General features: G+C 64.8%; 20 protein-coding genes. 13 read left to right on the top strand and 7 right to left on the bottom strand.

Annotated features, from left to right (window positions below):
* Positions 1–49 precede the first annotated feature (49 nt).
* Together V6N07_RS00685 and V6N07_RS00680 are read left to right on the top strand one after the other, a co-directional pair.
* Positions 50–550 (top strand): glutathione peroxidase, encoded by a 501-nt coding sequence (locus V6N07_RS00685; protein WP_371153281.1) that lies wholly within the window; start codon positions 50–52, stop codon positions 548–550.
* 11 nt (positions 551–561) lie between these two features.
* The gene (locus V6N07_RS00680; RefSeq protein WP_371155349.1) at positions 562–1,689 is read left to right on the top strand and encodes an acetoin utilization protein AcuC; all 1,128 of its coding nucleotides are present in this window, start codon (positions 562–564) and stop codon (positions 1,687–1,689) included.
* Between the two features lie 76 nt (positions 1,690–1,765).
* Here the strand turns inward: V6N07_RS00680 and V6N07_RS00675 are convergent, their stop codons facing one another.
* The 5 genes from V6N07_RS00675 to V6N07_RS00655 form a co-directional block, all read right to left on the bottom strand.
* The gene (locus tag V6N07_RS00675) at positions 1,766–2,722 is read right to left on the bottom strand and encodes a 2-hydroxyacid dehydrogenase (RefSeq protein WP_371153279.1); all 957 of its coding nucleotides are present in this window, start codon (positions 2,720–2,722) and stop codon (positions 1,766–1,768) included.
* Positions 2,715–3,563 (bottom strand): fumarylacetoacetate hydrolase family protein, encoded by an 849-nt coding sequence (locus tag V6N07_RS00670; protein ID WP_371153277.1) that lies wholly within the window; start codon positions 3,561–3,563, stop codon positions 2,715–2,717. The genes V6N07_RS00675 and V6N07_RS00670 overlap by 8 nt, the downstream gene beginning before the upstream one ends.
* 83 nt (positions 3,564–3,646) lie before the next feature.
* Positions 3,647–3,904, bottom strand: coding sequence for a DUF6552 family protein (locus V6N07_RS00665; protein ID WP_371153275.1), 258 nt, complete (start codon positions 3,902–3,904; stop codon positions 3,647–3,649).
* Positions 3,891–5,666: an IlvD/Edd family dehydratase gene (locus V6N07_RS00660; protein ID WP_371153273.1), complete on the bottom strand. Its 1,776-nt coding sequence runs from the start codon at positions 5,664–5,666 to the stop codon at positions 3,891–3,893. Before V6N07_RS00660 ends, V6N07_RS00665 begins: the two co-directional genes overlap by 14 nt.
* A 179-nt stretch (positions 5,667–5,845) precedes the next feature.
* Complete coding sequence (locus V6N07_RS00655) at positions 5,846–6,586, bottom strand: SDR family oxidoreductase (protein WP_371153271.1); 741 nt, start codon at positions 6,584–6,586, stop codon at positions 5,846–5,848.
* Positions 6,587–6,651: 65 nt separating this feature from the next.
* Between V6N07_RS00655 and V6N07_RS00650 the strand changes: the two genes are divergently transcribed.
* Positions 6,652–7,512: an NAD(P)-dependent oxidoreductase gene (locus tag V6N07_RS00650; RefSeq protein ID WP_371153269.1), complete on the top strand. Its 861-nt coding sequence runs from the start codon at positions 6,652–6,654 to the stop codon at positions 7,510–7,512.
* Between the two features lie 83 nt (positions 7,513–7,595).
* On the opposite strand, the gene V6N07_RS00645 is transcribed toward V6N07_RS00650, so the two are convergent.
* Positions 7,596–8,258, bottom strand: a complete 663-nt coding sequence (locus V6N07_RS00645) for a GntR family transcriptional regulator (RefSeq protein ID WP_371153267.1) — start codon at positions 8,256–8,258, stop codon at positions 7,596–7,598.
* Positions 8,259–8,431: 173 nt separating this feature from the next.
* Between V6N07_RS00645 and V6N07_RS00640 the strand changes: the two genes are divergently transcribed.
* From V6N07_RS00640 to V6N07_RS00595, 10 genes are all read left to right on the top strand, one after another.
* Entirely contained in the window at positions 8,432–9,457 is a 1,026-nt protein-coding gene (locus V6N07_RS00640) for a TRAP transporter substrate-binding protein (RefSeq protein ID WP_371153265.1), read from the top strand.
* 244 nt (positions 9,458–9,701) lie between these two features.
* On the top strand, positions 9,702–10,520 hold the full coding sequence (locus V6N07_RS00635) for a TRAP transporter small permease subunit (RefSeq protein ID WP_371153264.1): 819 nt from the start codon (positions 9,702–9,704) through the stop codon (positions 10,518–10,520).
* 43 nt (positions 10,521–10,563) lie between these two features.
* Entirely contained in the window at positions 10,564–12,192 is a 1,629-nt protein-coding gene (locus tag V6N07_RS00630) for a TRAP transporter large permease subunit (RefSeq protein WP_371153263.1), read from the top strand.
* Between the two features lie 551 nt (positions 12,193–12,743).
* On the top strand, positions 12,744–14,279 hold the full coding sequence (locus V6N07_RS00625; protein ID WP_371153261.1) for a UxaA family hydrolase: 1,536 nt from the start codon (positions 12,744–12,746) through the stop codon (positions 14,277–14,279).
* Positions 14,276–15,265: a Gfo/Idh/MocA family protein gene (locus V6N07_RS00620; protein WP_371153260.1), complete on the top strand. Its 990-nt coding sequence runs from the start codon at positions 14,276–14,278 to the stop codon at positions 15,263–15,265. Before V6N07_RS00625 ends, V6N07_RS00620 begins: the two co-directional genes overlap by 4 nt.
* 60 nt (positions 15,266–15,325) lie before the next feature.
* Complete coding sequence (locus V6N07_RS00615) at positions 15,326–16,153, top strand: shikimate dehydrogenase (protein WP_371153258.1); 828 nt, start codon at positions 15,326–15,328, stop codon at positions 16,151–16,153.
* A complete protein-coding gene (locus V6N07_RS00610; RefSeq protein WP_371153257.1) occupies positions 16,153–17,040 on the top strand; it encodes a phytanoyl-CoA dioxygenase family protein in 888 nt (295 codons plus the stop codon). The genes V6N07_RS00615 and V6N07_RS00610 overlap by 1 nt, the downstream gene beginning before the upstream one ends.
* Position 17,041: 1 nt before the next feature.
* Positions 17,042–17,929 carry an NAD(P)-dependent oxidoreductase gene (locus V6N07_RS00605; RefSeq protein WP_371153256.1) on the top strand — a complete coding sequence of 296 codons (888 nt, stop codon included), beginning with the start codon at positions 17,042–17,044 and terminating at the stop codon, positions 17,927–17,929.
* Positions 17,929–18,840, top strand: coding sequence for a DMT family transporter (locus V6N07_RS00600; protein ID WP_371153254.1), 912 nt, complete (start codon positions 17,929–17,931; stop codon positions 18,838–18,840). The genes V6N07_RS00605 and V6N07_RS00600 overlap by 1 nt, the downstream gene beginning before the upstream one ends.
* A complete protein-coding gene (locus V6N07_RS00595) occupies positions 18,840–19,427 on the top strand; it encodes a LysE family translocator (RefSeq protein ID WP_371153252.1) in 588 nt (195 codons plus the stop codon). Before V6N07_RS00600 ends, V6N07_RS00595 begins: the two co-directional genes overlap by 1 nt.
* 112 nt (positions 19,428–19,539) lie before the next feature.
* Here V6N07_RS00595 and V6N07_RS00590 read toward each other — a convergent pair whose 3' ends face one another.
* On the bottom strand, positions 19,540–19,893 hold the full coding sequence (locus tag V6N07_RS00590) for a DUF3775 domain-containing protein (protein ID WP_371153251.1): 354 nt from the start codon (positions 19,891–19,893) through the stop codon (positions 19,540–19,542).
* Positions 19,894–20,026: the final 133 nt, after the last annotated feature.

Raw genomic sequence — 20,026 nt, 5'->3', positions numbered from 1 at the left:
CGCGTGCAACACGCCTTGATCGTGCCGATTGTGCCGCTACCTTTCGGTCATGCTGAGACTTGTCGCCCTGTTGCTGACCGCCCTGCCCGCCCACGCGTGGGAGTTCGACGCATTGGAAGGCGGGACGATCGATCTGGCGGCCCCGGACGGTCAAGCCGTGCTTGTCGTCAACACCGCATCGCTTTGCGGGTTCACCCATCAGTATGCCGGGCTTCAGACCCTGCATGAACGCTATGCGGATCGCGGTCTGACCGTCTTGGCCGTGCCATCCGACGATTTCGCGCAGGAGCTGGACAGCGAGGATGCCGTCGCGGACTTCTGCGAAGTGAACTATGGCCTGACCTTTCCGATGACGACCATCACGCGCGTCCGGGGCGCCGACGCGCATCCGTTCTATGCCTGGCTGGCCGATCAGGGCGCGCGTCCCCGCTGGAACTTCAACAAGGCGCTGATCGATCCGCAGGGACAGCTGGTCACCTTCGAGGGGTCGGGCACCGGGCCCTTGTCGCGCAGGATGATCGGCGCCATCGAAAGCGTCCTGCCCCGGTGAGTGTCGGTCCGATGCTGATGGGGTCCGAGGTCTATCGCGGCTCCTCCTACGGTGAATGGCATCCTCTGCGCGTGCCGCGTGTGTCGACCGTCCTCGACCTGTCCCGCGCGCTTGGCTGGCTGCCGCCCGAGCGGTTTCGCGTGTCACCCCGTGCCAAGGCGGCCGCCCTGACGGCGTGGCATACGCCAGCCTACGTGGCCGCCCTCGAGGCCGCCGAACAGACCGGCAGCGTGGATCAGGCGACACGCGACAGGCATGGATTGGGAACCGTGTCCAACCCCATCTTCCCGGAGGTTTTCCGTCGGCCCGCCACGGGCGCCGGCGCCTCCCTTCTGGCGGGTGAACTGCTGGTGGATGGAGGGGTCATCCACAATCCCGGGGGCGGCACCCATCACGGGATGCCGGATCGGGCATCGGGCTTCTGCTACCTGAACGACGCGGTGCTGGGCATCCTGTCGCTGCGCCGCAACGGCGCCACCCGGATTGCCTATGTCGATATCGACGCGCATCACATGGACGGGGTCGAGCAGGCCTTTGCCGACGATCCCGACACCTTGCTGATCTCCACCCACGAGGAAAAGCGCTGGCCCTTCACCGGCGCACTTGGGGACGCGGGCAAGGGACAGGTGTTCAACCTGCCCCTGCCCCGCGCCTGCAACGACAGCGAATTCGCCCTGGCCCGTGACCGCGTGATCCTGCCTGCGGTCGCCGCATTCAAGCCGGACGCCATCGTCCTGCAATGCGGGGCCGACGCGGTGGAGGAAGACCCCCTGTCGCGAATGGCCCTGTCGAACAATGCGCATTGGGACACGCTGCGCGCGCTGCTGCCGATGGCCGCGCGTTTCCTCTTGCTGGGCGGTGGCGGCTACAATCCCTGGACGGTCGGGCGGTTGTGGACGGGGAACTGGGCGATCGTCAGCGGTCAGGACATTCCCGACCGCCTGCCGCCACAGGCAGAAGCCATCTTGCGCACCATCCGGTTCGACCGCAATTCGCGTGGCCGCAATCCGCCAGACAGCCTGTTCACTACCCTACGGGACAGCCCGCGCCCGGGCCCGATACGGTCCGAGGTAGCCCACAGGGTCGACGCCCTGACGACACGCATCGCGCAGATGCCGGGCCGGCTGCGAACCATGTGACGCGCGGTTGACGAAGCGCGGGAACCGGCAAGGCGACCGACGCCGACCAATCGCAGGACCGGCGCCGGTCCTTGACCTAGAGGTGCCGACACTCCGGCACTGCTGTCTTGACGGAGCCGTCCTTCAGCCACTGCTGCAGGTTCGCCACCACGAGGTCGCCCATCGCCTGCCGCGTCTCATGCGTGCCCGAGGCGACGTGCGGCGTCAGAACGACGTTGTCCATCGACTTCAGCGCATCGGGGATCTTCGGCTCCTCCTCGAAGACATCGAGGCCGGCCCCAGCGATCTTGCCCTGCTGCAACGCTTCGACCAGAGCCTGTTCGTCACAGACGGACCCGCGCGCGACATTGATGAAGATGCCGTCGGGCCCAAGCGCCTTCAGTACCTCGGCGTTCACCATATGGCGCGTCGACGCGCCGCCCGGTGTGATCGCGACCAGAACCTCGCAGGCGGCCGCACAATCGGCCGCGGTCGCGTGATAGGTGTAGGGCACGTCCTTTTCGGAGCGCGCGTGATAATGGATGTCCGCGCCGAACGCCTTGCACCGCTCGGCAATCGTCTGTCCGATGCGGCCGAGGCCGAGGATCCCGACACGCCGGTTCTGCACGGATCGCGTCAACGGATAGTTGCCGTCCGTCTCCCATTTGCCGGACCGCGCGTGACGGTCGGATGGTATCAACTCCCGCGAGACGGCCAACCACAGCAGGACGAACGTGTCCGCCACCTCGTCGTTCAGGACATCGGGCGTATGGGCCACCTTGATCCCGCGCGCGGCACAGGCATCCGCGTCGATGGCGTCATAGCCGACACCATAGGACGACACGACCTTGAGGTTCGGGGTCGCGGCGTCGACGTCCTCGGGCACGCCATAATGACCGTTGGTCAGGATCGCCGGATAGTCCGCCCCATGAGCCGCCAGAAAGGCGGCCCGGTCCGGTTGATCGAAGAGGATGTCGATATCGAACTGATCGGCCAGGGCGGCGCGCATCCGCTCCGTGATGCCCCCGATCTGGAGAAGCTTGACCTTAGTCATCGGCACGCACTTCCTGACGTTGTGACCCGAGGCCTTCGATCACGACCTCCATCACGTCGCCTTCCTTGAGATAGACAGGCTCCGGCTTGATCCCCATGCCGACGCCCGGAGGCGTGCCGGTCGAGATCACGTCGCCCGGATGCAGGGTCATCATCTGGCTGAGGTGGCTGATGCACTGGGCCACCGTGAAGATCATCGTGTTCGTGTTGCCCGTCTGCATCCGCTTGCCGTTCACGTCGAGGTGCATGGCAAGGTTCTGGGGGTCGGGGATTTCGTCGCGCGTCACCAGCCATGGCCCGGTCGGGCCGAAGGTGTCGCAGGATTTGCCCTTGGTCCACTGGCCGGTCAGCTGCGTCTGGAAATGACGTTCCGACACGTCGTTGCAGACGCAATAGCCGGCGACGTAGTCCAGCGCCTCCTCCTCCGAGACGTATTTGCAAGGCTTGCCGATCACGACGCCCAGCTCGACTTCCCAATCGGTATGGGTGGAACCGCGGGGCATCACGACGTCGTCATTCGGGCCGACGACGGCGCTGGTTGCCTTGTGGAACAGGATAGGATGTTCGGGGATCGCGGCACCGGTTTCCGCCGCATGGTCCGAATAGTTCAGCCCGATGCAAAGGAACTTGCCGATGCTGCCGACGCAGGGGCCCATGCGAACGGGCATGTCGACCTTGGGCAGGCTCATCGGGTCGAGCTTGCGCAGAATGTCGAGGGACGTGTCGGACAGCGTCTCGCCCGCGATGTCCGCGACCTGACCGCTCAGGTCGCGCAAATCGCCGTTGTGATCGATCATGCCGGGCTTTTCGGTCCCCGGCTCACCAAAGCGTACGAGTTTCATGTGTCTGTCTCCGTTCTATTGCGATCGGCGGGGGAAGCCCGCCCTACGGTTTCGGTTCCCTGGCATGGCGGCACCGGCCGCCATCAGGTGTTCAGATATCCAATCAGCAGCGAGATGAACGCGCCGACATGGACGACCATGATGGCCTTGTCCTTCCACATCATTCCGACGGCGAACCACAGGATGATGCCGACGAAAAATGCCCACACGTTCCAGGGCGTGATACCTGCACCGGTCAGGCCGTAGCCCACCAGCTGAATTGCCGTCGCGATCCATTTGACCGTATCGACGCCCATGCCCTTGCGGGCAGGCATGTCGGGTGTCGGGTCAGTGATTGTCACGTGGCAGGCCCTTCTGGGCGACGGCCTGATAGGCATCCGCCCCGCGCAGGATCATCCCCTCGGACAGGGGGCCGACGCGTTCGCGGAAGATCTCCTGCCACGGCGTCTGGCTGTCCGGGGTGAACGGGTGCTTTGGCAGGGCGCGGCGGCGTTCGGCAAGCTCCTCGTCCGGGACCAGCATGTCTGCGGTTCCCTTGCCCAGATCGATGCGCAGACGGTCGCCCGTCTGCACCAGCGCCAGCCCCCCGCCCGCCGCGGCCTCGGGCGAGGCATTGAGGATCGACGGACTGCCGGAGGTGCCGGACTGTCGGCCATCGCCGATACAGGGCAAGGCATGAATGTCGCGTTTGAGCAAGTAGGACGGCGGCCGCATGTTCACCACCTCGGCCGCGCCGGGGTATCCGATCGGTCCGGCACCACGCATGATCAGGATGCAGTTCTCATCTATATCAAGGCTTTCGTCGTCGATCTTCGCGTGAAAATCCTCGGGCCCGTCGAAGACGATCGCCCGTCCCTCGAAGGCTTCGGGATCATCGGGATTGGACAAGTAGCGTTCACGGAACTCCGGGCTGATCACGCTGGTCTTCATGATCGCGGAGTCGAACAGGTTGCCCTTGAGATTCAGGAAACCGGCGGCCTTCACCATCGGCTGATCGATCGGCTTGATGACGTCCGGCAGCTGCGTGGCCAGCCCGCCGCAATTCTCGATCATGGTCTTGCCGTTGACGGTCAAGGCGTCCGGATGCGGCAGCATTCCGGCGGCGATCAGCTGTCCCGTCACCGCGGGAACACCCCCTGCGTGGTAATAGTCCTCGCCTAGGTAGGTTCCCGCCGGCTGCAGGTTCGTCAGCAGCGGAATGTCATGGCCGAGGTTCTGCCAGTCATCGTTGTCCAGCGCGACGCCCATATGCCGCGCAATGCCGTTCAGATGGATCGGGGCATTGGTAGAGCCGCCGATGGCAGAGTTCACGACGATCGCATTCTCGAAGGCTTCGCGCGTCATGATGTCCGAGGGTTTCAGATCCTCGTGGACCATGTCCACGATCCGCTGACCGGTCTGGTAGCTGATGTGTCCGCGCTGGCGGTAGGGGGCCGGGATCGCCGCGCTGCCGGGCAGTTGCATGCCAAGGGCCTCGGCCAGCGAGTTCATCGTCGTCGCCGTTCCCATCGTGTTGCAATAGCCGACCGACGGGGTGGACGATGCGACGATGTCCATGAATTCGGCGTCGTCGATCTCACCTGCCGCGTGCAACTCGCGCGCCTTCCAGACGATGGTGCCGGATCCGGTGCGTTCGCCCTTGAACCAGCCGTTCAGCATCGGGCCGACCGACAGGGCGATGGCCGGGATGTTGACGGTTGCCGCAGCCATCAGAAGGGCCGGCGTGGTCTTGTCGCAGCCGATCATCAGGACGACCCCGTCCAAGGGATATCCATAGAGCGTTTCGCTCAGCGACAGGTAGGCGAGGTTGCGATCCAGCGAGGCCGTCGGACGTTTCCCCGTTTCCTGAATGGGGTGAACGGGCACCTGCATCGGCACGCCACCGGCGGCGATGATGCCGTCGCGGACCCGCTTTTCCAGTTCAAGGTGATGGCGGTTGCAGGGGCTGAGGTCGCTGCCGGTCTGCGCGATGGCGATGATCGGCTTGTCGCCCTGCAACTCCTCTCGCGTGATTCCGTAGTTGAGATACCGCTCCAGATAGAGGGCGGTCATCTCGCGGTTGTCGGGGTTGTTGAACCATTTGCGGGAGCGGAGTTCGGTCATCATTCGGTCCTGTCGAGTAACTGTCCGGCGCCAATGGTGGCCGGAACCTGATGGCATTGGTTCACGCGGCGCATGGTGCCGCCGTCGTCTCGGGGCCATTCCGCACGCGGATGATGGTCCCGGTCGGTGCAGGGCCGCATGGAATCATTGTCCTGCCCTGCCCCGTCGATCGCATCGGGTCATTGGCCCGACCATCCGCCGTCGATGATATGCGCGTGCCCCGTGGTAAATGCGCTCTCGTCAGAGCCGAGGTAGGTCACGAGAGCCGCGATCTCGGCCGTCGTGGCGACGCGGCCCATGGGCTGACGGGCCACGAACTGCTTCATCGCCTCTTCCTCGCTTCCCAACTGCTCGCCGAGTTTCCTGACCCGGTCGTGCCAGGACGGCGATTCGACCGTGCCGGGGCAGACCGCGTTGCAGCGGATGCCTTTCTGAATGTAGTCGATCGCCACGGATTTCGTCAGGCCGATGACGGCAGCCTTGGTCGTGCCATAGATGAAACGGTTGGGCGCACCGATAACCGACGAGGCGGCGGATGACATGTTGATGATCGACCCCGTCCCGCGTTCCAGCATGCCCGGCAGGGCGGCGCGAATGGTGCGGAACATGGATTTGACGTTCAGGTCGAAACCGATGTCCCAGTCATCATCCGTCGCATCCAGCGCGGATCCGTGGTGGACGTATCCGGCGCAGTTGAACAGGATGTCGGGCTGCGCGCGTTCCACCCCGTCGCGCACGGAGGCGTCGGATCGCGCGTCGAGGGCATAGGTTTCGCAGTCGAGTCCCGACAGAAGGTCGCTGTTCACATCCGTCGCAAAGACCTCGGCCCCTTCCGCGATGAACATTTCGGCCGTCGTGCGCCCGATCCCCTGACCTGCTGCGGTGATGAGGGCGCGTTTGCCCTTGAGGCGGTCTGTCATCGAAAACTCCCGGTTGTGCTGATGGCTATTGGGTTTCTAGTGTCGGCGCAAATAAGGAGGGGCGAATGACCACACTCACATTGCTTGGCACGGGACTTATGGGGGCCCCCATGGCACGCAACCTTGTCGCGGCGGGACATGACGTTACCGTCTGGAACCGCTCCATCGAAAAGGCGCGGGCGATCGATGGCGCCCGCGTCGCGGAAACGCCGTCGGATGCCGTTGCGGGCGCGCAGGTCGTGATCTCGATGCTGTCGGACGGTCCGACCTCCGGCGCCATTCAGGACAGCGCCATGGATGCCTTTGCCAAGGACGCGATCTGGGTAGAGATGGGATCGATCAAGCCCGCCGAGGCGCGCGCCCATGCAGAGCGGCTTCTGCCGCGTGGTCTGGGCTATGTCGACGCGCCGGTGTCGGGTGGCACGAAGGGCGCCGAGGGCGCGACGCTGGCGATCATGGCGGGCGGCGACGCGACCCATTTCGCGGCTGTCGAGGGCGTGTTGTCCGCGCTGGGCCGCCCCGTGCATGTCGGGCCGGTCGGCGCGGGCCAGCTGTCGAAACTGGCCAATCAGGCCATCGTTGCCTGCACCATCGGAGCGGTCGCCGAGGCCATGCTGCTTCTGGAAAAGGGTGGCGCAGACCCGGCTGCCGTGCGCTCGGCGCTCAAGGGGGGGTTTGCCGACAGTGTCATCCTGCAACAGCACGGCGAACGGATGACCGAGCGCAATTTCGTGCCCGGCGGCCTGACCAAGTTCCAGATCAAGGATCTCGACAACGTTCTCGACGAAGCCGGTGGCCTCGGGCTGGAACTGCCTGCCGTGACGGCGATCAACGACCGGTTCAAGGTTGTCCGCGATCAGATGGATGGCGGCGACATGGACCATTCGGCCCTGTTTCTCGAACTGCTGTCGCGCAACGGCCTCTAGGCCGCGCCCATATGCACCGCCGGTCCCGCGCATGCGTGGGGTCGGCGACAGCTGCGCCGGACTGTTCTGCAACATAGGGGCCATCATGTTCCCAGATGCCGCGCCTGATGCGCACGAATGGAGGCCCGCAAGCCAGCCTCGTCCCCCGAGACTGCGGCCACGACGATGGCGTCGTGCTCGGCCACGATGCGTTCGAAGTAGCTGGGGACGCAGTTCGCCTCCAACCCGACCATCTGCTGACGAAACTGCATGTAGGTATTCTCGAACGTCTCGATCAGGGGCGGCAGGTTGCATTGGGAGATCAGGGTGCGGTGGAACGCCAGTTCCGCATCGGACCAGATGCCGACGAAGGGCATGGTATCACCGGGGCTGCGCGCCAGCTGCCGTTCGATATGAAGCAGGGAATGATGGGCGGCGGTCAGCCGGGCTTCCCATTCCAACCCGCCCGACTTCATTGATCTGACGGCGCCCTCCTGCTCGAGGATGACGCGAAAGGCGCCGATCTGGGCACGGCGCTCGGGCGAGACTGCGGGCGCGCGAAAGCCGCGCTGAATCTCGAAATCCACGAGGCCGACCTTGGACAATTGCAGCAGGACATCGCGCACGGTGTTCGCAGAAACACCGTATTCGTCATGCAGCAGGGACGGCATGAGCTTGACGCCGGGCGTGAATGCACCGGTCAGCAGACGCCGCTGCAAGTCGGCATAAATGCCGGGCGTATCGATTCTTTCGCGGCCTTCCGGCATTGTCGGGCCTCCCCCCGGAATTTTGATATTCTGCAAAATACCGATCTGTCCACAGATTTTCATTTTTTGTTTGCGCGAACGGGAAACCTCGGTAGGGTCCGCTTGCACGCCCCTCAAGGGAGGTTCGCAATCGCGGATCGAGGGGTCGCAACGATATAACGGGAGGACACAACATGAAGACGCTTACGATTGCGGCAATCGCTGCTGCGACCACGACGCTTACCGGCGCGGCGGCGATGGCCGACGGTCACGCCACCACCACGCTGCGCATCCAGACGCACTACGCCCCCGAGACCGAGTCGGGCCGCCTCGCGCAGGAGTTCTTCGACAAGGTCGAGCTGATGTCGAACGGCGAGATCGACATCGAGCCCTTCTTCTCCTCCTCTGTCGTCAAGTCGGTCGAGACCTTCGACGCCGCTGCAACCGGCATCCTCGACTGCGACATGACGGGCGGCGGCTATCAGACGGGCAAGAACCCGGCGTTCCAGTTCGTCGGCGACATCATGGGCGGCTATGACACCCCCTACCAGCAGCTGTCGTGGCTGTATTACGGTGACGGCCTTGCCGCCGCGCAGGAGCTTTACAACTCCTACGACATGCAGCTGATCGGCTGGTGGGTCTACGGTCAGGAGAGCTTTGCCTCGACCAAGCCGATCGCGGGCCTGTCCGATCTGGAGAACTGGAAGTTCCGGTCCCCTCCCGGCATGGAAACCAAGATCTTCGAAAAGCTGGGCGCCACGCCCATCGTGATGGACTTCACCGAGATCTTCACCGCGCTTGAAACCGGCATCATCGACGGTGCGGACGCTTCGGGCCTTGCCAACAACGTGGGTCTTGGCCTGTACGACATCGCCAAGTTCGCCAACTTCCCCGGCTTCCACTCGATGCCGTCGGACCACCTGGCCTGCAACAAGATGGTCTGGGATGGCATGCCCGAGCATCACCGCGCGATCATGTCGACCGCGATGGAATCGCTGGCGCTGCGCACGGCCCTGACGTTCGAGAAGAAGAACGCCGAAGCCGCATCGCAGCTGCGCGCCGATGGCGTGACCCTGTCGGCATGGGGCCCCGAGGACATGGCCGGCTTCCGCGCCGCGGCACAGGCCACCTGGCCCGAGTTCGCGACCACGCCCGAAGCCGAAGCTCTGGTCGAAAGCCACATGACCTACCTCGAACAGCTGGGCCTCGTCAGCGAGTGATCTGACCCGCCGGTCAAGACGGATGGCGGTCCCCCCGGGGGCCGCCGACACTTCGGATCCGCGTCTTGGGGAGGGCAGGATCATGACGACCGCCTTCATGCATATCCAGTCGTTCTGCCTCGAATGCGCGCCCGCGCCATTCCGAATTCTGCAAACCTGACACCGCGCTCCGCCCCCGCCCCACGCGGGCCACGGGCGACGTTCGCGCCACTACTCATACCTCTTTGAAAACAGGAGAGCCGCCATGGCAGACGCCACCAACGACCAGGTGCAAGTGGTCCCCGGACCGTTGCAGATCGTCATGCCGATGCTGTTCACCGCCTGCTTCGGCTGGGCGATGTGGCGCATGCCCGCCTTCCTGATGGTCTTTTCCGAGCCCGGCGCCACGGTCGACGCATTGGCCCGACGCTATGGCACTGCCGGCCCTCTCGACTGGGCGGCCCTGATCGGGGTCCTCATCTTTGCCGTCCTCGGCGTCATGACCGTGCGGCGCGCACCGATGGAATGGGAAGACTGGGGCATCTTCGACCGGATCTCGGTCTTTGTCGGACGTGTGACGATGCTGCTGATCGCCGCGCTCGTCTGCGTGATGGTCTACGAGGTCATCCTGCGCTACGTCTTTGAAAAGCCGACACTCTGGGCAAACGAGATGTCGCTCTGGATGGCCGGGTTCATCTTCATTCTGTCCGGCCTCTATGCGATGCAGCAGCGCAGCCACATCCGCATATTCCTGCTGTACGACATGTTCCCCAAGACGATGCAGCGCCTGTGCGACATCATTTCGACCGCGCTGATCGTGGCCTTTGCATTCTTCCTGTTCTGGGGCGGCTATGGCGAGGCCAAGGCCAAGTTCCTGCGCTGGGAGACGTTCGGCACGGCTTTCGATCCGCCGATCCCCGCGACGCTCAAGCCGATGGTCCTGATCATCGTGATCCTTGTCGCGGTGCAGGCGATCGCGAACTTGGTCAAGGACTGGAACAAGGAACCGGTGGTCCATTCGGCCGCCGATGACATCGACCCCGATGAGATCGAGCGCCTGCGCAAGCAGGTCGCGGGCGACTGAATAGCGCAATGACGCATAGAAACTTGACGAGGGAACGGGGCTAATGGACGTCGGAACTATCTCAATCGTGCTGTTGATCGGCCTGATGCTGCTCTTGGCGATCGGCATGCCGCTGGGCATGGCCTCGGCCATCCTGGCCGTGCTGGTCCTTGTGATGAAATTCGAACCGGGCCTGCTGACCGCCCCGTGGGAATTCGGCGAAGGCATGCTGACCGGGCGCTTCGGCTCCGGCCCGCTGAACATCCTGGCGCAGAAGATCTACGGCCTCCTGACGGACTATGTCCTGATCTCGATCCCGTTGTTCATTTTCATGGCTGCCCTGCTGGAGCGGTCGGGCATCGCCAAGGACATGTATTCCTCGCTGAACATCTGGCTCAGCCGGACGCGCGGCGGCATTGCCATCGTCACCTCGATCATGGCCGTGATCATGGCGGCAATGTCGGGGATCATCGGCGGCGAAGTCGTGCTGCTGGGCCTGATCGCCCTGCCGCAGATGCTGCGCCTCGGATATGATCAGAACATGGCCATCGGCGTGATCTGCGCCTCCGGATCGCTGGGCACCATGATCCCGCCGTCCATCGTGCTGATCATCTTCGGCCTGATCACCGAGACGTCGATCAAGGCGCTGTTCACCGCGGCCTTCGTGCCCGGCTTCATGCTGGCGTCCTTCATCATCATCTACATCATCATCCGCACGCAGCTGAACCCGGCGCTGGCCCCCCTGCCCGCCGATGATCCGAACGACCCCAAGGGGCGTGACAAGACCATGCTGTTCGGCGCCTTCCTGGCCATCCTGACGGCCGGCTTTTCAGCCGCGCTGTTCCTGCGGGCCGTGTTCTTCACCCTGACGGGCCAGAACGCCGTGATCGAGAACGTCGATCCGATCGCGCTCGGTCAGCCGGAGCACGTGTGGAAGACCGGCATCGTCCTGGCCATCGCCCTCGGGTTGATCTTCTTCGTCTTCGGCAAGGAGCGGGCCCGCGTCAGCTGGCAGATGGGCAAGGGCCTCGTCGCACCGATCGTCGTGATCGGGGTGGTCATGGGCTCCATCTATGGCGGCATCTCGGGCATCACCGAAGCGGCCGGCATGGGTGTCGTCGCGGTCTTCCTGATCTCGGTCTTCCGGGGTGAGGCCAACGTGGAGCTTGTCTGGGACAGCCTGATGCGGACCCTGAAATCGACGGGCACGATCATCTGGGTGACCATCGGTGCCGCGACCCTTGCGGGGGCCTACACCATCGCGGGCGGCCCGACCTTCGTGGCCAACATGATCGTCTCGGCGGATCTGCCGACGATGGGCATCCTGCTGGTGATGATGCTGATCCTGCTGTTCATGGGCGCCTTCATGGATTGGGTCGGGATCGTCCTGCTGATCATCCCGGTGTTCCTGCCGATCGTGCAGCGTCTGCCCATCGAGGAGATCGGGATTCTGGGCCATGTCGAGCCCAAGAACCTTGCGGTGTGGTTCGGGGTGCTGTTCTGCATGAACATGCAGGTGTCGTTCCTGTCTCCGCCATTCGGTCCCGCGGCCTTCTACCTGAAATCGGTCTGCCCGCCCGAAATCTCGCTGACCGACATCTTCCGGGGCTTCCTGCCGTTCATCTGCATTCAGCTCTGCGCACTGTCGGTCCTGCTGATCTATCCACCGATCATCGAGATCCTTCTGGACTGATACCAAGGGTCGTGGCGGGGCGCCGATGCCCCGCCGCACCCATCCCCACCGCGGCCCCTCTGCCCACGGAACCTGCCATGTCGCCGACCTGCGAAAAGAACGAGATCTTCGAGAGGGACGGCTGCCATTTACCCGATTTCGCCGTCAGGCCCGGATCTGCGCCGGATTGGCAGGACATGCATGCATCATGGCGCGCGGCGCGTGCGGGTCTGACGGGGCGTCCGCACATGCCGATCCCTCGCTGGACCTCGACCAGCCCGCTTTGCACCGGATGATGCAGGGAATGCCGCATGAACCGTGCTCCGACCGCTGATCCGATGCCCCCCGCACGCCGGGGGCGCGGTTCACCGGATCGCCTGACGGGCGACCCGTGGCAGTGGGCCAAGCTTCAAACCGGGCCCGGGCGACACCCGAGGCCCATGTCGACAACGAAGGAAACTGTACTTGAGATACGACATCGACCTTGGCCTCTGCGCGCCCCTCGCGTCTTTTGCGGAGAGCCCGGAGAGCCGGCGGCCCCTCGTGGCTGACGTCAGACTGGCGGTTCGGAGATGAGCGCATCGTCCGCCGACACCGCAGAGACACCCGTCAAGCATGTCCGCCTCGACGCGACCGACACGGTCGTGACGGCAACCCGTGCCCTCGAGGTGGGTCAGGACGTGGAGGGGGTGACCACCACCGCTCTCATCCCCTCGGGGCACAAGATCGCGACCGCCCACATCCCCGAGGGCGGCGAGATCCGCAAATATGGTCAGATCATCGGATATGCCTATGCCGCGATTGCGCCGGGGGACCACGTGCATACCCACAACTGCGCCTTTGCCGCGACGGACCATGCCTATGAATTCGGCACGGACCTGCGCCCCGTCGCACCCGCGACCGGCGACACCTTCATGGGCTATCTGCGCGACAACGGCCGGGTGGGAACGCGCAACTACATCGCCGTCGTCACATCGGTGAATTGCTCGGCCACCGCCGCGCGGCGCATCGCGGAGTCATTCGGACCCGAGGAACTGGCCGCCTATCCCAATGTCGACGGGGTCGTGGCCTTCGTGCATGGAACCGGTTGTGGCATGGCCGGTGACGGCGACGGGTTCGAGGCATTGCAGCGCGTCATGTGGGGCTATGCCAAGCATCCGAACCATGCCGCCGTCCTGATGGTCGGCCTTGGCTGCGAGATGAACCAGATCGACTGGCTGCTGGATGCCTATGGCCTGAAGCAGGGACCGACATTCCAGACGATGAACATCCAGAATGTCGCGGGCCTGCGTCGCACGATAGAAATGGGCGTCGAGAAGGTGCGCGCCATGCTGCCTGTCGCGAACGAAGCGGTGCGCACGCCCTGTCCCGTCTCGGAACTGATGGTCGCACTGCAATGCGGGGGGTCTGACGCGTGGTCGGGGATCACGGCGAACCCGGCGCTTGGCTACGCGTGCGACCTGCTCGTGGCGCGGGGTGGCACCGGCGTTCTGGCCGAAACGCCCGAGATCTACGGCGCAGAACATCTGCTGACCCGCCGCGCCGCCGACCGCGCGACCGGCGACCGTCTTGTCGGCCTGATCGAATGGTGGAAGGATTACACCGACCGCAACCGCGGATCGATGGACAACAACCCCTCGCCCGGCAACAAGGCCGGAGGCCTGACCACGATCCTTGAAAAGTCGCTCGGCGCGGCGGCGAAGGGCGGCACCACCCCCCTTGTTGGCGTCTACAAGTATGCCGAGGAAGTCCGCGCCAAGGGGTTCACCTTCATGGACAGCCCCGGCTACGACCCCGCCTCGGTCACGGGGCAGATCGCGGGCGGCTGCAACCTCGTGTGTTTCACCACGGGACGCGGCTCTGCCTTCGGGTCCAAACCGGCGCCCACGATCAAGGTCGCGACCAACAGCGCGCTTTTCGCGAAGATGACCGAGGACATGGATGTCAACGCGGGCACGATCCTGTCGGGCGAAACCTCGGTCGAGGAAAAGGGTCGCGAAATCTACGAGCTGTTCCTGCGTGTTGCCTCCGGCGAGATGTCCAAGTCCGAGGCGCAGGGCCTTGGCGACTACGAATTCGTTCCCTGGCAGATCGGAGCCGTGATGTGACCCGTATTCTTCTGGCCGGAACGGGCCTGATCGGCGCGCGGCACCTTGCCCACATAGAGGCGCACCCCGACCTGACCCTTGCCGGGATCATCGATCCGGACCCGGATCGCCGCGCGCATCCCGCCGCGCCCGGTTTTGCAGGCATCGAGGATGTCGATGTCGAGGCGGACGGCATCCTGCTGGCCACCCCCACGGGCAGCCATGCGCCCCTGACCCTCGCCGCGTTGCAGCGTGGCTGGCATGTGCTTGTCGAAAAGCCCGTGGCCGATACGCTGGAAAACGCGGACCGCATGATCGCGGCGTCGCGCGCGGCGGATCGGCACGTTCTGGTCGGGCATCACCGCAGGCATCATCCCCGCGTCGCCAAGCTGCACGAGGTGCTGGCCAGCGGACGTCTGGGCATGCCGGTCGCCGCATCCCTGCTGTGGTTGATGAAGAAGCCCGATGACTACTTCGACGTCGAATGGCGGGCAGGGATCGACGGTGCCCCGATCAAGCAGAACCTGATCCACGATGTCGATACCCTGCGCTGGCTGTTCGGCGAGGTCACAGACGTGGTCGGCCTTGCCTCGAACGCGGTGCGCGGGGCTGCGCGGCCCGAAAGCGGCGGCGCGGTCCTGCGGTTCGACAGCGGCGTGACCGCGACCTTGACCTATGCAGACACGACACCCACCCCGTGGGGTTTCGAGGCGGGCACGGGCGAAAGCCCCCATATTCCCCACACCGCGCAGGACAGCCTGCGCATCGCCTGCACCCAAGGGGCAATCGAGTTTCCATCGCTGCGCGTCTGGTCCGGGGCGGCGCATTGGAACGAGGAGCCTGTCGCCTCGGAGACCGAGGTCGACGACGGCATCCCCCTGTTGCGCCAGCTGGAGCATTTCGCCGACGTGATCGCCGGGCGCGCCACACCGGTCGTCGATGCCGCATCGGCACGCGAAACGCTTGCCGTGATCCTGAGGATCGAGGAGGCGGCTCAATGGCGCTGACGCCTTGGCATTGGGCGGCTGGCCGCAACCTGCCGTCGATCGCATCGCGGGGGGCGTGGGATGCCTGATATCCGGTGCGGCCTGATCGGCGAGAATATCGGCAATTCGCGCCTGGCCGCCGCCCTGCGGGTCATGGCGGCGGATCAGGGCGCGACTGTGGATTTCACACCGATCGACACGAAGGGCGACGCGGGTTTCGATTTCGACGCCTGTGTCGACAACCTGCGCCTGTCCGGGTGGACAGGCGTGACCGTCACGCATCCTTGGAAAACCCATGCGGCCGCTTGGGCGGCGGGTGCCATGGTTCCGGGGACGGAGCGTCTGGGCGCCTCGAATACGCTGATCTTTGCGCCCATTGCCGGACACAACACCGATTATTCCGGGTTTCTGGCCGCGTGGGCGCATGTGATGGATCGCGCGCCCGGTGTGGTGGCGGTGGCGGGCGCCGGCGGTGTCGCGCGGGCCGTGGTTCCGGCCCTGCGTGCGCTTGGCGCGCAGCGTGTCATCATATGGGATCGCGATCCTGCGCTTGCCCGCGCGCTTGCCGCCGAAACGGGGGCCGAGGCCATCGCGATGGGCGACGCCCCCGCTGCGATCCGGGGGGCGGACGGGTTGGTCAACTGCACCCCGATGGGCATGGCGCCCTATGGTGGCAGCGCATTCGACGCGGCCTTGATCGGCGAACAGGCATGGGCGTTCGACGCGGTCTACACCCCCGTCATGACGCCGTTCCTGACGGCGGCGGATCGGTGCGGCCTGAAGATCATGACCGGCTTCGACCTGTTCCGGTTCATGGCGATGGAGTCCTTTGCGGCCTACACGGGGACGGTTCCTGACGCCGCTGCGACGCTGCCGAAGCTTGACGCATTGCGACCGGAGGACAGCTGATGGAAGTTCTGAATGACGCGCAGAAGTCGCAATACGATGCCGAAGGGTATCTTATCCTCGAAGACCGGCTGTCTTCCGATCAGCTGTCTGCCCTGCATGCCGAAATCGAGTGCTATACCGCAAAGGCGCGGGGTCTGACCGAAGGCACCGAGGAGCTTGATCTCGAGGACAGCCATACGCCGGATGCCCCGCGTGTGCGGCGCATCAAGCTGCCTCACAGCCATTCACGGGTGTTTCGCGACCTGATGCTGTCGGACACCATTCTGGCACCGGCGCGCGACCTTCTGGGGCCCGACATCCGGCTGCATACGACCAAGTTGAACATGAAGGAGGCGGGTCACGGCGCGGCCGTCGAATGGCATCAGGATTTCGCCTTCTACCCCCATACCAACGATGCCGTTCTGGCGATCGGCGTGATCCTTGACGATATGGGCCCGCAGAATGGGCCGCTGATGGTATTTCCCGGCTCTCACAGGGGGCCGATCCATGATCATCATGCGGGCGGCTATTTCGTCGGCGCGATGGACCTGGCCCGTGACGGGTACGACATGGCCGATGCCGTTCCCCTGATGGGCCCCGCAGGCTCGATCAGCCTGCACCACGGACGCATCGTTCATGGGTCTGCGCTCAACACGTCGACCAGATCGCGGCGGATCCTGTTCTACGAGATGATGGCGGCCGACGCGTGGCCCATCATGGGATCGATGACAAAATTCCCCGATCTCGCCGATTACGACGCGCGGATGCTGTGCGGTCAGTCGCGCCAGCCGCGGCTGGCGGATGTGCCGGTCCGGATCCCCCTGCCCGCGCCCCCCATCGGCAAGACAATCTACGAAATCCAGAAGGGCCTGACCGCCCGTTCGTTCGAGACTGTGAAAGGAAAGTGACATGACCAAACCTGCAATCGGATTCATCGGCCTGGGCCTTATGGGCAGCGCCATGGTGCAGAACCTGATCGACAAGGGATACACCCTTACGGTTCTCGGCAATCGCGACCGCGCCGGCGTGGAGGCCGCGTTGGAGCGGGGCGCGACCGAGGCCGCAACGGCCCGCGCGGTTGCCGAAGCCTCTGACGTCGTGATGCTGTGCATGGGCACGTCGGACCATGTGGAAGGCCGGATGCGCGGCGATGACGGGGTGATCGCGGGGCTTAAGCCCGGCGCGGTGGTGATCGATTACGGCACGTCCTTGCCGGAGTCGACGAAGGCGCTGGGCGCCGAGGTTGCAGCGGCCGGCGGCGCCTATCTGGACGCGCCACTCGGACGCACGCCCAGCCACGGGCGCGACGGGCAGCTCAACATCATGTGCGCGGGCGACGCCGATGCCTTTGCAAAGGTGAAACCCGTCCTCGAAGATCAGGGCGAGAACGTCTTTCACCTCGGTGCGCTCGGGAATGGGCACACTATCAAGCTGATCAACAACTTCTTCGCTATGACCACGGCCAATGCCATGTCCGAGGCGTTTGCGATGGCCGACCGGGCAGGTGTCGAACGACAGGCCCTCTACGAGGTGATGGCGGCCGGTCCGCTGCGATCCGGGATGATGGATTTCGTCAAGGCATATGCGGTCGACGGCAATGACCAGATGCTCGCCTTCTCGGTGCGAAACGCGGCCAAGGATGTCGGATACTACCGCCAGATGGCCAGCGATCTGGGCGCGGAAACCGTGATGTCCAACTGCGCGAATGCCGGCCTTCAGATGGCGCTGGAGGATGGGCGCGGCGACGATCTGGTGCCCACGATGGTCGATTTCTACGCCCAGAGGTTCAAAGGCTAGTGGCCGCCCCGACACCGGGTGGACAGGCGGTCAGCCATCTGGCGCGCCCGCGAGAGGACAATGCCCGCAAGGGCATTGCCTTGATGCTGCTGGCCTACATGCTGTTCTCTTTCACCGATACGACGGTGAAATGGCTGTCCGTTGCGGGCATTCCTGCGATGCAGATGGCGTTCATGCGGTTCTCGACCCATCTGGTCCTGTCGACCGGTCCGATGTTGGGCAAGGATCATTCGGGCTTCACCGCGCCGCGAAACCTCGCGCTTGCCATGCTGGCGCGGGGTGGCCTGCTGCTGGTTTCGACGGTGTCGAACTTTATCGCGCTGGCCTACCTCGATCTGACGATGACCGCCTCGATCATGTTTTCGGCCCCGATCATCGTCTGCGCCCTGTCCGTTCCCCTCCTGGGCGAAAAGGTCGGACCGTGGCGGTGGGGCGCGATCCTGCTGGGGTTCGTCGGCGTGCTGATCGTGGTGCGGCCCTGGTCGGCCGAGTTCCATCCGGCCGCCCTTCTGTCGCTGTTGGCGGCCCTCTCGTTTGCGTTGTTCTCGATCATGACACGGCGCCTTGCCGGGACGGCGGCGCCCCGGACGATGCAGCTCTATGCAGGATTGGTGGGGTCGCTGGCCCTTGCCCCGGTCGCCTGGTGGATCTGGCAAAACCCGACGAACGCCGTCGATTGGGTCCTGCTGTTCGCGATTGGCCTGTTCGCCTGGAGCGGTCACCACTTCTTCTCGATCGCGCATGGGTTCGCACCTGCCAGCGTGCTGATGCCCTTTACCTACACCTTCCTGATCTACCTGGCCGCCTGGGGGTATCTCGTGTTCGGGACGGTTCCCGACCTGCAGACCGTGATCGGCGCCATCGTCATCGCGGCCGCCGGCCTGATCATCTGGTGGCGGGAGCGGGCGTGATGCTGACCTTCGCGGCGGCGGTCTTCTTCCTGATCATCACGCCGGGGCCCGGCGTCCTGTCGACGGCGGGCGTCGGGGCCGCCTTCGGCGGGCGGGCGGGCGTCCGCTATGTCGCGGGCCTGTTCATCGGGACCAATATCGTGGCGCTGGCCGTGATTTCGGGCGTGGCGGCGGTCGTCTTGGCCGATCCGCGGATACGGACGGTCCTGTTCGTCCTGTCGACCGGATACCTGCTGTATCTGGCCTTTCGCATCGCAACCGCGGGGTCGCGTATCGCCTTCATCGAGGCGCGGCGGAAACCCGGCATCCGTGATGGGCTGGCCCTTCAGGCGGTGAACCCCAAGGCCTATGCCGTGAACACGGTGATGTTTTCCGGTTTTGCGATCGGACTGGGGCCGGTGGCCGACCCGATGGTCAAACTGCTGATCATGAATGCCATCTGGCTGCCGCTGCATTTCGCATGGTTGGGGGCGGGTGTTTGGCTGCGGCGGCTGGACCTTGCCCCGTCGACCCAACGCGCGATCAACATCGCCATGGCCGCGTCGATGGTGATTGTGGTGACGCTTGCCCTGTGGTCGCTGCGCTGACCCTGTGACGGGGCGGACGCCGCGCGACCGATCATGCCTTCGAGCCGCAAACGCGGCCTGATGGCCATTCCGCAGCTGCCCCACACGGTCGCGCGCCGAGGCCCCTTCGCGATCAGTATTCGCCGTCCAACATCAGGTGATCGTGGCCGATTTCCTCCAACCCCGCCGCGATATGCTCGGATACGAGGGGGTGCGCGACGAGATAGTCATAGGTCGGCCCGACGTGGCGCTCCGCCGCCAATGCCTTGGCCTCGGTCCAGTCCCCTTCGCTGAAGTCACCCCGGCCAATCCACGAAAGCGCGACAAGCTCGTGCTGCTGCTCCCGGTTCAACCCTTCGATTTCGGCGCGCAGTTCCGCGCGGCGCATGTCACGCCCCTCCCCGTCGCGCCGGACCTCGACCTCCAGCGCGCGTAGCTGTTCCAGAAGAATGTGCATGGCGGATGGGGGTATGGTCAGTTCCTGCATGTCGCGGGCCTCCGGTCGGGGCAACGAAGGACGGGTTCGCCTGCGTTGCCGTGAACAGTCTTTCGGCCCTTTCGGACGCACGGGGCGCGGGGCCATGCGCGGACTGTGCAGGATATCGGGCCGATCCGCTTTG

Origin of the sequence: Jannaschia sp. 2305UL9-9 (assembly GCF_041403465.1) — a bacterium.
Classification (GTDB): Bacteria; Pseudomonadota; Alphaproteobacteria; order Rhodobacterales; family Rhodobacteraceae; genus Jannaschia.
This window is presented reverse-complemented; position numbering and strand designations above follow the sequence as displayed.

Coding starts and splice junctions, on each gene's coding strand:
- V6N07_RS00685 (WP_371153281.1), top strand. CDS start 50: ATGCTGAGACTTGTCGCCCTGTTGCTGACCGCCCTGCCCGCCCACGCG.
- V6N07_RS00680 (WP_371155349.1), top strand. CDS start 562: ATGCTGATGGGGTCCGAGGTCTATCGCGGCTCCTCCTACGGTGAATGG.
- V6N07_RS00675 (WP_371153279.1), bottom strand. CDS start 2,722: ATGACTAAGGTCAAGCTTCTCCAGATCGGGGGCATCACGGAGCGGATG.
- V6N07_RS00670 (WP_371153277.1), bottom strand. CDS start 3,563: ATGAAACTCGTACGCTTTGGTGAGCCGGGGACCGAAAAGCCCGGCATG.
- V6N07_RS00660 (WP_371153273.1), bottom strand. CDS start 5,666: ATGACCGAACTCCGCTCCCGCAAATGGTTCAACAACCCCGACAACCGC.
- V6N07_RS00655 (WP_371153271.1), bottom strand. CDS start 6,586: ATGACAGACCGCCTCAAGGGCAAACGCGCCCTCATCACCGCAGCAGGT.
- V6N07_RS00650 (WP_371153269.1), top strand. CDS start 6,652: ATGACCACACTCACATTGCTTGGCACGGGACTTATGGGGGCCCCCATG.
- V6N07_RS00645 (WP_371153267.1), bottom strand. CDS start 8,258: ATGCCGGAAGGCCGCGAAAGAATCGATACGCCCGGCATTTATGCCGAC.
- V6N07_RS00640 (WP_371153265.1), top strand. CDS start 8,432: ATGAAGACGCTTACGATTGCGGCAATCGCTGCTGCGACCACGACGCTT.
- V6N07_RS00635 (WP_371153264.1), top strand. CDS start 9,702: ATGGCAGACGCCACCAACGACCAGGTGCAAGTGGTCCCCGGACCGTTG.
- V6N07_RS00630 (WP_371153263.1), top strand. CDS start 10,564: ATGGACGTCGGAACTATCTCAATCGTGCTGTTGATCGGCCTGATGCTG.
- V6N07_RS00625 (WP_371153261.1), top strand. CDS start 12,744: ATGAGCGCATCGTCCGCCGACACCGCAGAGACACCCGTCAAGCATGTC.
- V6N07_RS00615 (WP_371153258.1), top strand. CDS start 15,326: ATGCCTGATATCCGGTGCGGCCTGATCGGCGAGAATATCGGCAATTCG.
- V6N07_RS00610 (WP_371153257.1), top strand. CDS start 16,153: ATGGAAGTTCTGAATGACGCGCAGAAGTCGCAATACGATGCCGAAGGG.
- V6N07_RS00605 (WP_371153256.1), top strand. CDS start 17,042: ATGACCAAACCTGCAATCGGATTCATCGGCCTGGGCCTTATGGGCAGC.
- V6N07_RS00595 (WP_371153252.1), top strand. CDS start 18,840: ATGCTGACCTTCGCGGCGGCGGTCTTCTTCCTGATCATCACGCCGGGG.
- V6N07_RS00590 (WP_371153251.1), bottom strand. CDS start 19,893: ATGCAGGAACTGACCATACCCCCATCCGCCATGCACATTCTTCTGGAA.